This window comes from Streptomyces muensis, from assembly GCF_021474425.1.
GTDB classification, from domain to species: domain Bacteria; phylum Actinomycetota; class Actinomycetes; order Streptomycetales; family Streptomycetaceae; genus Streptomyces; species Streptomyces muensis.
Genome location: NZ_JAKEIP010000223.1, coordinates 1 through 13,608, shown reverse-complemented (window position 1 = coordinate 13,608; position 13,608 = coordinate 1). Strand labels below are relative to the sequence as shown.

The 13,608-nt window shown below is 69.8% G+C and carries 16 protein-coding genes; 5 read left to right on the top strand and 11 right to left on the bottom strand.

From position 1 onward, the window contains the following. A partial coding sequence (locus L0P92_RS34235) for an HAD domain-containing protein (protein WP_234766948.1) occupies window positions 1-416 on the bottom strand: 416 nt, incomplete at its 3' end. A 62-nt stretch (window positions 417-478) separates the two neighbouring features. Continuing rightward, complete coding sequence (locus L0P92_RS34230; RefSeq protein WP_234766947.1) at window positions 479-1,102, bottom strand: RraA family protein; 624 nt, start codon at window positions 1,100-1,102, stop codon at window positions 479-481. Between the two features lie 182 nt (window positions 1,103-1,284). Between L0P92_RS34230 and L0P92_RS34225 the strand changes: the two genes are divergently transcribed. Further along, window positions 1,285-2,127: a nitroreductase/quinone reductase family protein gene (locus L0P92_RS34225; protein ID WP_234766946.1), complete on the top strand. Its 843-nt coding sequence runs from the start codon at window positions 1,285-1,287 to the stop codon at window positions 2,125-2,127. A 33-nt stretch (window positions 2,128-2,160) separates the two neighbouring features. Here the strand turns inward: L0P92_RS34225 and L0P92_RS34220 are convergent, their stop codons facing one another. The 3 genes from L0P92_RS34220 to L0P92_RS34210 are packed head-to-tail and all read right to left on the bottom strand — an operon-like array spanning window position 2,161 to window position 5,895. Then, window positions 2,161-4,209: a HelD family protein gene (locus L0P92_RS34220; RefSeq protein ID WP_234766945.1), complete on the bottom strand. Its 2,049-nt coding sequence runs from the start codon at window positions 4,207-4,209 to the stop codon at window positions 2,161-2,163. Between the two features lie 56 nt (window positions 4,210-4,265). Beyond that, complete coding sequence (locus L0P92_RS34215; RefSeq protein ID WP_234766944.1) at window positions 4,266-4,892, bottom strand: TetR/AcrR family transcriptional regulator; 627 nt, start codon at window positions 4,890-4,892, stop codon at window positions 4,266-4,268. Window positions 4,893-4,902: 10 nt separating this feature from the next. After that, on the bottom strand, window positions 4,903-5,895 hold the full coding sequence (locus L0P92_RS34210; RefSeq protein WP_308289786.1) for a phosphotransferase family protein: 993 nt from the start codon (window positions 5,893-5,895) through the stop codon (window positions 4,903-4,905). A gap of 362 nt (window positions 5,896-6,257) precedes the next feature. Here L0P92_RS34210 and L0P92_RS34205 point away from each other — a divergent pair, with 362 nt between their 5' ends. Further along, a complete protein-coding gene (locus L0P92_RS34205; RefSeq protein ID WP_234766942.1) occupies window positions 6,258-7,004 on the top strand; it encodes an HAD family hydrolase in 747 nt (248 codons plus the stop codon). A gap of 97 nt (window positions 7,005-7,101) precedes the next feature. Next, window positions 7,102-8,091, top strand: coding sequence for a hypothetical protein (locus L0P92_RS34200; protein ID WP_234766941.1), 990 nt, complete (start codon window positions 7,102-7,104; stop codon window positions 8,089-8,091). 13 nt (window positions 8,092-8,104) lie between these two features. On the opposite strand, the gene L0P92_RS34195 is transcribed toward L0P92_RS34200, so the two are convergent. The 4 genes from L0P92_RS34195 to L0P92_RS34180 all read right to left on the bottom strand — a co-directional run bounded on the left by L0P92_RS34195 (window position 8,105) and on the right by L0P92_RS34180 (window position 11,533). Next, a complete protein-coding gene (locus L0P92_RS34195; protein ID WP_234766940.1) occupies window positions 8,105-8,956 on the bottom strand; it encodes a winged helix-turn-helix domain-containing protein in 852 nt (283 codons plus the stop codon). Next, window positions 8,953-9,693: an HAD family hydrolase gene (locus tag L0P92_RS34190; RefSeq protein WP_372497377.1), complete on the bottom strand. Its 741-nt coding sequence runs from the start codon at window positions 9,691-9,693 to the stop codon at window positions 8,953-8,955. The genes L0P92_RS34195 and L0P92_RS34190 overlap by 4 nt, the downstream gene beginning before the upstream one ends. After that, window positions 9,693-10,568, bottom strand: a complete 876-nt coding sequence (locus tag L0P92_RS34185) for a winged helix-turn-helix domain-containing protein (RefSeq protein WP_234766938.1) — start codon at window positions 10,566-10,568, stop codon at window positions 9,693-9,695. The genes L0P92_RS34190 and L0P92_RS34185 overlap by 1 nt, the downstream gene beginning before the upstream one ends. An 86-nt stretch (window positions 10,569-10,654) precedes the next feature. After that, entirely contained in the window at window positions 10,655-11,533 is an 879-nt protein-coding gene (locus L0P92_RS34180) for a winged helix-turn-helix domain-containing protein (RefSeq protein WP_234766937.1), read from the bottom strand. A 187-nt stretch (window positions 11,534-11,720) separates the two neighbouring features. Here L0P92_RS34180 and L0P92_RS34175 point away from each other — a divergent pair, with 187 nt between their 5' ends. Further along, entirely contained in the window at window positions 11,721-11,909 is a 189-nt protein-coding gene (locus L0P92_RS34175) for a hypothetical protein (protein WP_234766936.1), read from the top strand. Here the strand turns inward: L0P92_RS34175 and L0P92_RS34170 are convergent. Then, window positions 11,904-12,848 carry a winged helix-turn-helix domain-containing protein gene (locus L0P92_RS34170; protein ID WP_372497375.1) on the bottom strand — a complete coding sequence of 315 codons (945 nt, stop codon included), beginning with the start codon at window positions 12,846-12,848 and terminating at the stop codon, window positions 11,904-11,906. The two genes, L0P92_RS34175 and L0P92_RS34170, sit on opposite strands and share 6 nt — an antisense overlap. Window positions 12,849-13,003: 155 nt before the next feature. On the opposite strand from L0P92_RS34170, the gene L0P92_RS34165 reads away from it, so the two are divergent. Next, on the top strand, window positions 13,004-13,183 hold the full coding sequence (locus L0P92_RS34165; RefSeq protein WP_234766934.1) for a hypothetical protein: 180 nt from the start codon (window positions 13,004-13,006) through the stop codon (window positions 13,181-13,183). 177 nt (window positions 13,184-13,360) lie between these two features. On the opposite strand, the gene L0P92_RS34160 is transcribed toward L0P92_RS34165, so the two are convergent. Continuing rightward, window positions 13,361-13,608 (bottom strand): sterol carrier protein domain-containing protein (locus tag L0P92_RS34160; protein ID WP_234766933.1); only part of this gene is annotated, 248 nt, incomplete at its 5' end.

Here is a 13,608-nt window from a genome sequence, read left to right as displayed (position 1 = left end):
GGGGCGGGGTGGTGGCCGGCCACCCAGGCCCGGTCGGCGTCGGTGATCTCGTCGTCGACCCAGACGAACGGGCGCCCCGCGGCCCGCGCCACCAGCGGCCGCGTCTTCCAGTGCAGTCCGTGCGGCCCGAGCCGGGGTTCGTCGCCCTCGTCCGGCCACTCCACCACCGGCAGCGGGGGCAGCCCGAGCCAGGGTGCGAGGCAGGTGTTGGCGTCGTCCAGCCAGGTCGTGGCCCACGCCAGCTCACAGCCGAGCGCGGCGAGCCCGGCCAGGCGGTCGCCGAGGGCGGGGTCGACACGGGAGAGCAGGGGGTGGTCGGCCGTCGCGGGGAGCGGGTGGACCGGCTCGTACACCGGGTACGGGCGGTCCGCACCGAACGGGATCAGCGTTCCGTCGACGTCCAGGAACACGAGCACCGACGACGAGACCGACGGCACCGAAGGACCCGAAGCCCCTGAATGACCCGGCTGCTGTGAACTCAACCCTCGAACCCGCCCTCCGTAAGGATCTTGTCGATACGGGCCCGGTGCGCCGCCTCCCAGTCGTCGAGGGACTCGTCCGCTTCCTTGGCCAGCTTGGCGCGGGCCGCCGCGAGGATCTCCTCCCGGCGGGCCGCGGGGACGACCACGACGCCCTCCTCGTCGGCCACCACCACGTCCCCGGCGTCGACCGCAACACCTCCGCAGCTCACCCGCTCGTTCAACGGCCGTACGGCCGCCTTGGTGCCCGGGATCGGGATCACACCCCGCGCGAAGACCGGGAAGCGCGCCTCCCGCACCTCGGCCAGGTCCCGGATCACGCCGTCGGCGACGAACGCGGCGATTCCGCGGCGCTGGGCGACGGCGCAGACGTTTCCGCCGGCCAGGGCATGGTTGAGGTCCCCGGACTCCACGACGACGACCGAGCCGGCCGGCGCCCGGTGGATGGCGGCGTGCAGCATCAGGTTGTCGCCGGGCGGGCACGACACCGTGTACGCCGGGCCGGCGACGCGCGGGACGGGGTCCCACAGCGGGCGGATGCCGACGTCCATGACCTGCGCGCGGCCCAGCAGGTCGGCGAGCGTCGTCGTGGGGATCTGCTGGAATTGCGTGGCGGTCGTCATGGGACGGACGGTACCGTCTTGGTCCATGACTGCCGGGTCGGCCATGTGCCGTGAGCGAGTTGGGTGTTGCCCGGCCTCTGAGTGAGGCTGTGGCGGCGGGCCAGGAGTCCGCCTCTCTTTTCTCTTCGCCTTCCCCTTCCGTGCCCTCCGTACGGACATCCAGCGACAGAGAAAGAGAGAGAATGCCCCACGATTTCAACCAGCAGGTCATCGAGGAGTTCCGCGCCCACAAGGGCCGCGTCGGCGGCTACTTCGAGGGCGCCCGGCTCCTTCTGCTCACCACCACCGGCGCCCGCACCGGCCGCCCGCACACCACCCCCGTCGGCTACCTCCCCGACGGCGGCGACCGCGTCCTGGTCATCGCCTCGGCCGCCGGCGCCCCCAAGCATCCCGCGTGGTTCCACAACCTCCTCGCCAACCCCCGGGTCACCATCGAGAGCGGCGCGTTCACCTACGAGGCGCGGGCCGTCGTCCTGGAAGGCGAGGAGCGGGACCGGGCCTTCGCGCGGGCCGTGGAGGCGGATCCGGGCTGGGCGGCGTACCAGGAGAAGACGGACCGGGTGATTCCCGTGGTCGCCCTGTACGAGATCGCCCAGGGCGGGCCCCCGAACATCAACGCCTCCTCCATGGGCGAGGCCATCAAGGTCGTCCACGACGCCTTCCGCCGTGAACTCGCCCTGATCCGCGAGGAGATGAGCAAGGGCGGCGGTACGGCCCTCGGCGCCCAGCTGCGCGTCAACTGTCTGACCTTCTGCGCGGGCCTGCACAACCACCACACCGGCGAGGACATGGGCATGTTCCCGGTCCTGGCCGACCGCCACCCCGAGTTCGCGCCCGCGCTGACCCGGCTGGGCGAGGAGCACGAGCGGATCGCCGGGCTCGTCGAGGACCTTCGGCGCGTGGTGTCCGCCGAGGACGCGGACCCGGCCGCCGCCCGCACCGAGGTGGAGCGGCTCACCGCGGCGCTGGAGGCGCATCTGACGTACGAGGAGGAGCAGTTGATCCCGCTCCTCGACGCGGTGTGACCCGCGCACGGGAGGCCGTGGCCCCGCGTGGCCTCACCACGGCAACGGCCTCCCGTGCACCACCTCAAGACCCGCCACCGCCCGCGTCACCACCACATACAGCCGGTGCAGCCCCCGCTCCTCCGCCGCCACGATCGCCGCCGGCTCCACGGCCACGACATGGTCGTACTCCAGCCCTTTCACCACACTCGCCGGTACGACGGCCACCCGCGCCCCCAGCTCGTCCGCGCCGCCCGCCTCGATCCCGGCGGCCCGCAGCGCCTCCCGCACCCGGTCCACGTCCCCGTCCGCCGCGACCACCCCGACGGACCCCTCCCGGCCCAGCGCGTCCCGTACGGCACCCACGACCGCCCCCGGCAGATCCCCGTCGGCCGCCCGGAACCGCAGCTCCCCGTCGCCTCGCAGCGAACGGGCCGCCGGCACCGCCACGTCCAGCCGCTCCAGCAGCCGGTTGGCCAGCGCCAGCACCGCCCGGGGCACCCGGAACCCGGTGGTGAGCGATACGACCACCGCGTCCGGCTTCCCCAGCTGCGCCAGCACCGTCGGCCACGACCGCGCCGCCCACGGGGTCGTGCCCTGTGCCAGGTCCCCGAGCACGGTCACCGACCCGAAGGCGGCCCGGCGCGCAATCGCCCGGCACTCCATCGGCGACAGGTCCTGCGCCTCGTCGACGACGACATGGCCGTACTGCCGCGGATGCTCGATGAGCCCCGCCACCTCGTCGAGCAGCACGAGATCGGCGGCCGACCAGCGGGCCGACTTCCACGACCGCGGCGGCCTCGCCCACAGCAGCGCCTTCTGCTCGTCGGCGTCCAGCAACCCGTCGGCGGCCTGCGCCAACGCGTCCGGATCCATGAGCAGTCGGGACACGACCTCCTCCGGCCGAACCCGCGGCCACACCGCGTCGACGTACTCCCCGACCGCCCGCGCCCGCGAGATCTTCTTCAGCCACGCGGCACCCGGCGGTCCGCCGCGCCGCTCGGCCTGCTCCAGGATCCGCCGCACGATCCGCGTCCGCACCCGCTCCCGCCCCACCGCGTACGGCGGCGCCTCGGCCCGCACCCCCGCCACGATCCGCACCAGCTCGCCCTCCGCCACCCGCCACCGGTACGACCCCTCGGGCACGGCCAGCGGACCGATCCCCTCGCCGCCGCCCACGCGCGCGTACAGGGCGCGCCGCAGCACCTCGGCCATCCGGGCGTCGTGCTTGACGACGGCAGCCTTCTCGTCGTCGACCCCCTTGACCGGATGCCGGGCGATCTCGTCCCGCAGCGTGGACTGCCGTACGCCGGTCTCGCCGAGGGCGGGCAGCACCTCGGAGATGTAGGAGAGGAAGGTCCGGTTGGGGCCGAGGATCAGCAGGCCGCCGCGGCGGATGCGCTGCGGATGGGTGTAGAGGAGGTATGCGGCGCGGTGCAGGCCGACGGCGGTCTTGCCGGTGCCGGGGGCGCCCTGGACGCAGACGGAGAGGGTGAGGTCGCCTCGTACGAGATCGTCCTGCTCGGGCTGGATGGTGGCCGCGATGTCCCGCATGGGTCCGACGCGGGGCCGTTCGATCTCCCGGGCGACGAGTTCGCTGGCCCGCGATTCACCCCGGTGGAGGTGCTCGTCCTCCAGGCCGGTGAGATCGGCGGAGTCCCCGCGGCTGCCCGGCGCCCAGCCGAAGCGGCGGCGCACGGCGACGCCCTGCGGGTCGCGGGCGCCGGCCTGGTAGAAGGCGCGGGAGACGGGTGCGCGCCAGTCGACGACGAGGGGCGGCTCGGCGGGGTGCTCGCTGATCCGCAGCCGCCCGATGTGCAGCGGCTGCCGCTCTTCGCCGCTGAAGTCCAGCCGCCCGAAGAACAGCGGCCCCTCGGGCAGCTCGTGCATCGCCTTGGCCTGGCTGCGCAGCTGGTAGCCGAGGACCTCGGCGTCGGCACCGGAGGCGGAGGCGTTCTCGCCGATGACGACCTGCTCGTCGGCACCGTCGACCATGGCGGCGAGGGCGGTGCGGCAGCGGTCGTGGTGGGCGCGTTCCTGGTCGAGGGCGTGGCGGAGGCTGTTCCGGGGGTGCTGGTGGAGGGCAGGGTCGGGTGACGTCATTCCACGGAGCGTACCCAAATAACGTGACCGAGTTAAATCTTTTACTCAGCCTCAGTTCAGTGGGCGACCAGTCCCGGCAGCCCCGCCTCCAGCACGGCGAACGCCCGCTCGGCGGCCGCCACGGCGTCCCCCCGTACGTCGGCGGCCCGCTCCCCCGCCGCGATCCGCCGCCAGTTCTCCTGCGCGAGGATCCGCTGCACCGCCACGATCTGCCCCGCGGCCAGCCGCGCGTCCAGCCCTCCCCCGAGCGCCTCGGCGAGCGCCGCCTCCGAACGCTCCAGATAGCCGTACATACGGGCGACCAGCGCGGGAGTGCCGTACAGCAACGACTGGTAGGCGAGCACCTCGGGATGGTCGTTGAGCCCGGTGATCGGGTCGCACCGCTCCAGCCCGTCGAGGCAGTGCCGCCGCAGCGCCTCGACCGGCGACGGCCCCTCCCGCACGACCCGCGCGGCCTCGTCCTCGTGATCGGCGAACCGGTACAGGACGAGATCCTCCTTCGTCGGGAAGTACCGGAACAGCGTCGGCTTGGAGATCTCCGCCGCGGCGGCGACATCGGCCACGGAGACGGCGTCGAAGCCCCGCTCCAGGAAGAGGCGGATGGCGGTGTCGGAAACGGTCCGGTACATCCGCTGCCGCTTCCGCTCGCGCAGGCCGATCTCGCGGGTGCCCGTCTCGTTCATGCGGCTGAGCCTAATTCAGCCCGGACTCCTGCTCCCGGGCACGGCACCAGCGCGTGAGCACCGCCATGATCCGACGCGGGCTCGGGACCTGGTCCAGGCCCAGGGGGCCCGCGGCGTCCTGGAGGATCTGCCGCAGCTTCAGTCCCGAGCGGACCAGCCGCGTCCAGTGAGGGTCCGGCTCCGAACCCAGTTCCAGGGCCACGCGGATGACGTCGGTGAACACGGACTGGGCCCTCTTGTAGGCGATGAGCCGGTCCAGGTCCTCCTCCATGCCCTTCGCGCTGCCGGGGCGGACCTCCTCGACGGTCGCACGCCACTGCTTCGCCATCCGGCGTGCCTGCCGCTCCGGGTACCGCATCAGATACAGATGCGTGGCCAGGTCGTACAGGGGATCGCCGACCATGGCCAGCTCCCAGTCGATCGTCCAGAGCCTGCGGTCGGGATCGATGATGAAGTTCTCCCGGTGCAGATCGGCGTGCAGCAGGCAGAAGGGCCGTTCCTGGAGACCGGCCACATGCTTGCGCAGCTGCTTGAACGCGTCGGCCTCCACTCCGAGCGCGGTGAAGAGCTCCTCGAACTCCTTCAGGTTCGCCACGTAGACGCGCTCTTCGGTGAAGTGGACGAGCCGCTCCAGGAAGCCGTTGGTGTCACCGTCCGTCGGCCGGTCGGCGGCGTCGCACCGCCGGTCCACCGCGAGGTCGTCGGCGTCCACGTCCGCCAACTGGCCGAAGAGATCGACGATCTGCCCGAACACGGCGTCCGGGACACCCTGCCCTGACCCATGGACCGAACCGAGCGTGCCCCCCTCGATGAAGCGCTGCAGACCGCAACCGTTGACATCGATGACGTCCGGGATGCGGCTGACGCGTCCGCGCAGAGCGGTCAGCAGCTGCTCCTCCGAAGCGAAGCACCGCCGGTCGAACCAGAAGAGATTGCTCCGCGGTTCCCTGCACTTCCATCGCCCCGGATCCAACCGCCCCGGTCGCGGGGGCAGCGAAATCACATACGTCTCATGGTGATAGCCCCGAAGTGGTCCCTCGACCGCACCGGGGTCTCCACTCATCTCGACCGCGTGCAGCCGAGCATCGGAAGGTGGTTCGGGTGGCATGGCCCGTTTCTCTCGCTTTGGGCCCTTGACGAGGGGCGCAGGAGTGGCAGCACAGTACTCCCCCACCGTCGGACAGCGCGCAAGAAGCCCACGACACGTCCGACGACGATTTCGAGCGGTCCCCTCTCGCCCGGCCGGCGACCGCGCGCACGTGCGACGACGGATACGCCCATACCCGACTTGTGTGCCATGACCTGCGGTGCTGGCCGACCGAGCCGCCATCGTCCACACTGAACCGGGTGACCGGGAGGAGGCCCATGGGCGGCGCACTCGACGCACGGGAAGATCAGCTCGGACTTCTCGAGGGAGTGGAAGCCGTGCTCCTCGACTTCGACGGGCCCGTCTGCGATCTCTTCGGCAATGTCTCGACCGCGCCTGTCGCCAGTGAGATCAAAGAGAAGGTCCGCTCGATTTGGGGACGCGACCTGGACCAGAAAGTCGAGGACTGCCACGACTCTCACGGCATCCTGCTGCTTCTCCAGGACATGTACGACCCCACGGATCCCGATCCCCGCAGCCGCGAGGCACTCAGAGCGGCGGAGGAAACCGTGACCGAGTACGAGGCCAAAGCCGTCCTCCTGGCCCACCCGGCACCGGGCGTCGAAAAGCTCGTCAACGCACTGCGCTGGGCGGAGATTCCCCTCGTGATCGTCAGCAACAACGCCGCGGAACCGATCAGGGCGTACCTGGAGCGCTGGGACCTGCTGGAGCAGTTCCAGGACGTCATCGGACGCGACCCGCACGATCTCCACCACATGAAGCCCCACCCCAGGTCCGTCGAGCGGGCACTGGAGTCCCTGGGCGGACCGCCGCCCTCCGAGTGTGTCCTGATCGGCGACCAACTCACCGATCTGGAGGCCGCCCTGGCCGCGAGGACACGTTTCATCGGGTACACGCAGTCCCCGGTACGAGCGGCGCGGATGCTGGAGCGCGGCGCTCACGCTGTCGTGTCCTCGCACGAACCCCTCATCAGCGCGGCAGAGGCGATGCGGAAGCCGAACTGACCTTCTGGTGCTGCCGAGTTGGCCGGGGCATCATGGATGGCTCGGAGATCGACAGGCATCGTTGCCGCACCGGTCCGCGGCACACAGGGGGTAGAGGGTGTCTTCTCGCGGTCCTGGCGACGGCAACCCGACCGGACTCGCTCTGGTCCGGAACTCGCTGAGTGCGTGGAAGCCCCGGATCGTCAAGGTGATCCTGGCGTCCGTGGCCGCCCTCGCCATCGCGGCCGAGGTCATCGATCCGCTGGGAAACTTCCTCAAGGGCCAGGGATTTCTCGGCGGTTCCTTCGCCGCTCTGATCGCCCTCATCCTCTTCGACGCCATCAGCGACTCCGGCTCCCGGCCGGGAGCCGACGGCGTCTACGTCATGGCCACCTGGCACGATCTCTTCGACCCGATGCGCAAGACCTTCGACGCCCGGCACGTCCGCATCGACTTCTCCGGATTCACCATGGAGACGCTGCTCACCCTGCTGCGCCCCTCCCTCCAACGGCTGGCCGACGAGGAGGTGCACACCCAGGAGCTGACCCTGCGCATCATCGTCGCCCACCTCAACCGTCCGATGAGCCTCCCGGGGAAGCTGGAAGCCGCACCCGCCGGTGCCGGCCATCCCGTCGGAACGCTGTACTTCACCGACTCCGTCGAGAACCGCGAACGCATGCGTGACGACTACACCAAGCCCAACTGGGACGACCTCAAAGGCCTGCTGGACCGGGTACGCGAACGCAACCCCCGCATCACCATCACCTGCGAGGTACGGGAGTCGCCGCAGATCCCGGAGCGGAAGCTGTACATCTTCAACCAGGAGAAGGTGTTCCAGCAGCCGTACGGAATCAACGAGCGCACCAAGAGCTGGCGCGGAAACGACCTCCACATCCTGGACACCGAGGGCTTCGGACCCAGATACGGCAGGGCTCGTGTCCTCGGCTGGGACATCCGGTCCAGCTCACGCGACACCCAGGAGATAGCGGAGCACCACATGGAGTGGCACCGGAACCTCTGGGAGACGCTGGAGTACATCAAGCCCGAGAACCCCATCATCGCCGACCCGCGCTGGGTACCGCGCGAGCCGCGAGGCGGCGGCCGCTAGCCGTTCCTGGCCGCTATGCGGAGAACAGGTTCCAGACCGAGTCGAACCACGTCCGCATGCTCTCCACGAACACGGAGCCGGCCGAGTCCGGAGCCCCGTCCTTCACGTGGTGGGTCAGGGTGGCACCAAGGCCCAGGACGTCCAGTGCGTTGATCACTTCGCCGGTCTCCAACGTCATGGGGCGTTCGATCACCTCGTACATGCCGTGCAGGGCCTCGACACCATTGAGCAGATAGAGCTTGAAGGTCGGCGTCAACGGCGTATGCCGGACCTCCACGTCGACGGACCGGACGAGTTCCTCGGTCGCCAGGTCCTTGAGCACCGTCTGTATCGACTCCGTGTGCCGCCTGCTGATGTCGCGCAGCCGATCGCGCAGACGGGGGTCGTCCTTGTCGTCCCTGGCGCGCGGGTACGGCATGACCAGGCTTTCGTCCGGCAGGAGCATGCGCAGGGCGATGCGCTGTGGGGTGATGGAGCCGGCGCGGATCCGCTCCACCTGGAGGCGGATGTGGACATCCAGGGACTCGGAGGTCAACGTGTAGACGTCCAGGGTCACTTCGGGCTGCTCGAAGGCCTCGCTGATGAACGGGCCCAGGGTCGCGCCGCGGCGCAACCGGGTGGCCTTGGCCGCCGAGGAGTGGATGCGCTGGGTCTTGATCACCCGGGAACCGCTGCCTTGCCGCGATGCGATCCAGCCCTCGTCGACCAGCTCCCGCAGCGCCCGCTGGACGGTGTCGCGGGAGACACCGAACTCCGTCGCGAGATCCCGCTGTGAGGGAAGGGTGGACCGAAGCGGGTACGTGCCGTCGGCCATCCTGGCACGGAGTTCCCCGGAGACCCGCTGAGCCTCCCACCCTGCGGTCACCTCCTGGCCGTCCTCAGCGTGTTCAGCAACGGCTCCAGCGAGCCCACGATGTCCGTCGCCCCCGCGTCCAGCAACAGTTTGCCCTTGCGTTCGTTACGCGCGTAGCCGAGGAACATGACTCCGGCCTCCTGGGCGGCCTGGCAGTCCGTGGGGGTGTCGCCGATGAAGAGGGCCTGGGAGGGGGCGGCGCCCATCGCGGTCAGGGCGCGGTTGAGGTAGTGGGGGTTGGGCTTGAGGTGCCGGAGTTCCTGGGTGCGGCCGTAGACGTGCGGCGCGAAGCAGTCGACCAGCCGGCGATCGGCCAGGTACGAGTGAACCACCCTCGGGGAGTTGTTGGTCGCGATGGCCAGCCGCGCGCCCACCGCGGTCCAGGTGCGTATGAGCGGGTCCGCGTACGCGGTGGGCCAGGCGGAGGGGACGGCCCGCAGCTCCGCCTGGGTGAGACGTTCCTCCAGCTCCGCCACCAGATCGCTGTCGGGGTGCCGGCGGTCGACGGCGCGCAGTACCGCGTGCGGGTCCGCGGTACGCCGTTCGTCCTCCGCCAGCAGGCCGTGCAGCCCTCGCCCTTCGAGCCACTCCATCAGTTCGGCCGCGACCCGTTCCGCCGAGTGCCCGGCGAACAGCCTGCAGATCGGCCCGTCGAAGTCCCAGAGCACCACTCGGGCCTGCTCGATCAGCTCCCGCACCCGCTCCCGCTGCGCGGTCACCGGTTCAGTCTGCTTCGTATCAGAAGTCACTAGGAGAGTGTCAGGTCAGTGGTGATGGTTTCCCAGAGGGCGTCGTACCACTTCTGTGATTCCTCCACGAACGCGGCGTCACGCCCGCCGGCCTGCTTGGCGAAGGAGAAGAGCAGGGACTGGGAGCCGAGGGCGTCGTACATCTCCAGGGTTCGGCTCTCGTACTCCTCCTGCCGTTCGGTGAGGACGTAGTAGCCGATCAGGGCCTCCTCGCCGTTGAGCAGATAGAGCTTGACGGGTGGCGTGAACGGCAGGGCGCGGAAGGTGACGTTGACGTCGATGCCGTGGGTGGCGCGGAAGGCCTGGAGGCTGTGGCGCAGCACCTGCGCCTGCGAGTTGCGCATGCCCAGCCACCGCTGGTGGACCGGGTCGTCCTCGCCCCGGCCCTCGACCAGTACCGGGAAGGCGAGATGGATGTCCCGGGACGGGAGCAGGACGCGCACGTCGATCGACTCGGGGCGGATCGTGCCCTCGTGGATCATCCGCAGGGGCTCGCCCAGGGCCAGCATCAAGGTCTCCGACGTGTGGCAGACGACCTGCACACAGACGCGCGGGGCGGCGAACGCCTCCGTCAGCCGTGGGGCCAGACCGACCATCGTCGGCTGGGGGGCGCCCTGGCCGGAGGCCTGTTGGGCGACACGGGGCGGGCTGCCCTTGCTGACGTTGGAGAGGAGCCCGGCCTCCTGGAGCGCGCGCAGGGCCTGGCGTACGGCGCCCCGCTCGACGCCGAACTCCTCGGCCAGCTCGGCCTGGGTGGGCAGGCGGTCGCCCGCCTTGAGGTCTCCGACGCGGATCCGTTCCCGGAGGATGTCGGCGATCTCCTGGGGCGAGAGTCTCCTGCCGTTCACAGCCACGTTCTCCTGAGTCACGACCAAACGCTACAACTCACCGAAGTTGGCGCCAAGCCGACCAAGTTGGCGGAGGTAGTCACTCCATTCCCCCTGTGTCCCGGTGTGAAGCGTCAATTGAGGTTCAGGTCGGTGGTGATGGTGTCCCACAGGGCGTCGAACCACTTCTGGGACTCCGTCACGAACACGCCGTCACTGCGGCCGGCCACCTCGTCGAAGGAGAAGAGGAGGGACTCGGCGCTCAGCACGTCGTACACGTCCGCCGGCCCGGACTCCGAGGGTCCCTCGCGCCGGCCGATCATGTAGTACGAGAACAGCGCCTCGACGCCGTTGAGGAGGTACAGCTTCACCGGCGGTGTGAAGGGCAGGGCGCGGAAGGCGACGTGGACGTCGATGCCGTGCGAGTAGCGCAGGGTCTGGAGGTTGTGCCGCAGGACCTGCCCCTGGGCGTTGCGCCGGGCCAGCCAGTCCTGGTGGACCGGGTCGTCGTCTCCGTGGCCCTCGACCGAGATGGGGAAGGCGAGGTTGATCTCCCGGGACGGCAGCAGGATCCGGGCCTCGATCGACTCGGGGCGCAGCCGGCCCTCGTGGATCAGGCGCAGGGGCTCGCTCAGGGCCAGCATCAGGGTCTGGGCGGTGAGACAGACCGCGTCGATCCGCACCCGCGGGGCGGCGAACGCCTCGGCCAGCCTCGGGGCCAGCGCCACCATCGTCGGCTGGGGCTCCGGCCGGGCCGGCGTCGACTCGGCGATGCGCGGCGGGCTGCCCTTGCTTACATTGCTCAGGAGCCCGTCGCTCTGGAGCGCGCGCAGGGCCTGGCGCACGGCACCGCGCTCCACACCGAACTCCTCGGCGAGCTCGGCCTGGGTGGGCAGGCGGTCCCCGGCCCTGAGCTCGCCGGTGCGGATACGTTCCCGCAGGATGTCGGCGATCTCCTGGGACGAGGGTCTCCTGCTGCCGTTCACTGTCACGCTCTCCTGAGTCACGACCAAACGCTACAACTTCCATCCATCTTCGGGGAGTTGTCCCGAAGTTGTTTATGACTAGGCACCAAGCGGGGACAACCTTATTAGAGTTGGCAACCAACTCGATCAAGTTGGCAGAACTTTTGCCTTCTTGTCGCCCAACCCCCGAAGCTCCAACGCCCGTCCCGTCCGGCAGCCCGAAGGGGGAACGACCGTGCCTGCCATCGCCTTCGTCTCCGCCGTCTTCGTCCTCGGCTTCGAACAGCTCGTCCAGTGGAAGTACGGCCCGATGGGCATCATCGGCCTGCTGCTCCTCACCATCGGCCTCAAGGCCAGAAGCCCGGCCCTCAGCTCCATCGGGGCCGTGGTGCTCGCCGCCCTGGTCACGCGCCCCGCGCTATGACCAGAGCACCAGCTCCGAACTGATCGTCTCCCACAGCGCGTTGAACCAGATGTGTGACTGCTCCACGAACGTCGTGTCACGCAGCCCGGCACCCTGCTCGAAGGCGAACAGCATCGAGCGGGTGCCCTCGGCGTCGTACATCTCCAGCTGCTCGTGATCGACCTCCTCCTCGCGCCGCGTGACCGTGTAGTACGCGAAGAGCGCCTCCACGCCGTTGAGGAGGTAGAGCTTCACCGGCGGTGTGAAGGGCAGGGCGCGGAACGTCACGTTCACGTCGATGCCGTGCGAGGAGCGCAGCGCCAGCAGGTTGTGCCGCAGCACCTGGCCCTGCGCGTTGCGATGGGCCAGCCAGCGCCGTTGCAGCCGGCCCTGCTCGTCCGGGGCGTCCACCGGGGTCGGGAAGGCCAGGTCGATGTCCCGGGACGGCAGCAGGACGCGCACGTCGACCTTGGCCGGTTTCAGCTCCCCGGCGTGGATACGGCGCAGCGGTTCGCCGATGGCGAGGGTGAGGGAGACCGAGGTGAGGCACAGGGCGTCGACCTCGACGTGGGGTTCGGCGAACGCGGCGGCTATGCGCGGCGCGAGGGCCGCGGTGGTCGGCATCGGCGGGGCGCCGGGGCCGGCCGGGACCAGGCCGGCCGCCGGACCCTGTATCGGGGCCACGGTGGCGGGGCTGCCCTTGGAGACGTTGGTGAGCAGATGCTCCGACTGCAGGATGCGCAGCGCCTGCCGTACGGCACCGCGCTCGACGCCGAACTCGTCGGCCAGCTTGGCCTGCGTGGGCATGCGCTGGCCCGCTCGCAGCACGCCTGACCTGATCCGGGTGCGCAGCTCGTCGGCCACCTCTAGGTGTGTTTTCTGTGGCCGCTGTGTCCTCTTCCGTCCATTGACGGAGGCGTGTTCCGGGTCCACAACCAAAACACTACAACTTCCCGCCATCTTGTGGCAGTTCAAAGGTAGATGGTTATGAGACGCTTCCAAGTGGACATAAGTACAGTGAAGTTGGTCGCCAACTTAGGCAACATGGTCAAACTTCCTGAGGGGTTGGCCACCAGAGTCGGTTCTGTCGACCATCGTCCCCGAAGGAGGACGGCATGCCGCTGATCTATCTCGCCGTCGCCGCACTCGCCATCGGATTCGAGCAGCTCGTCCAGTGGAAGTTCGGGCCGATGGGCATCATCGCCTTCCTCGCCCTGTCCATCGGCCTCAAGGCGAAGAACACCATGATCAGCGGCATCGGCGCGGTGATCCTCGTCATGCTGCTGGCCCAGTAGGGACCAGGTTCGGCTGACCGGGCTCCCTTCCGGAGGGGAGCCGGGAGCCCGGTCGGTCAGCACAGCCACAACTTCACACCGACAACCGAACATCGATGAGCACAGCCACAACTGCACAGCTCGCTACGGATGAGCAGTCCCCGGGACGAGCAGTCCCGCCACCGACGAAACGGAGGTTCAGAAGACGTCCGGGCACCAAGGCCGCCTGGACGTACGCAGCAGGGCGTCGGCCACTCGGGCGGCGCCCGCTCGCTGTTCCCGCACCCGGCCCAGCGCGGCGAGCCGCACCGCGGACTCGTCGCCGAGCCACAGCCGGCCCAGGTCGGCGATGTCCAGGGTGAGTTCGGCGGTGGCCGTGGTCGGGGTGCACGAGGCACCGTCCGCGGACGCCTCCAGCCGGAACCGCCCGCCCGTGAACCCCCCGC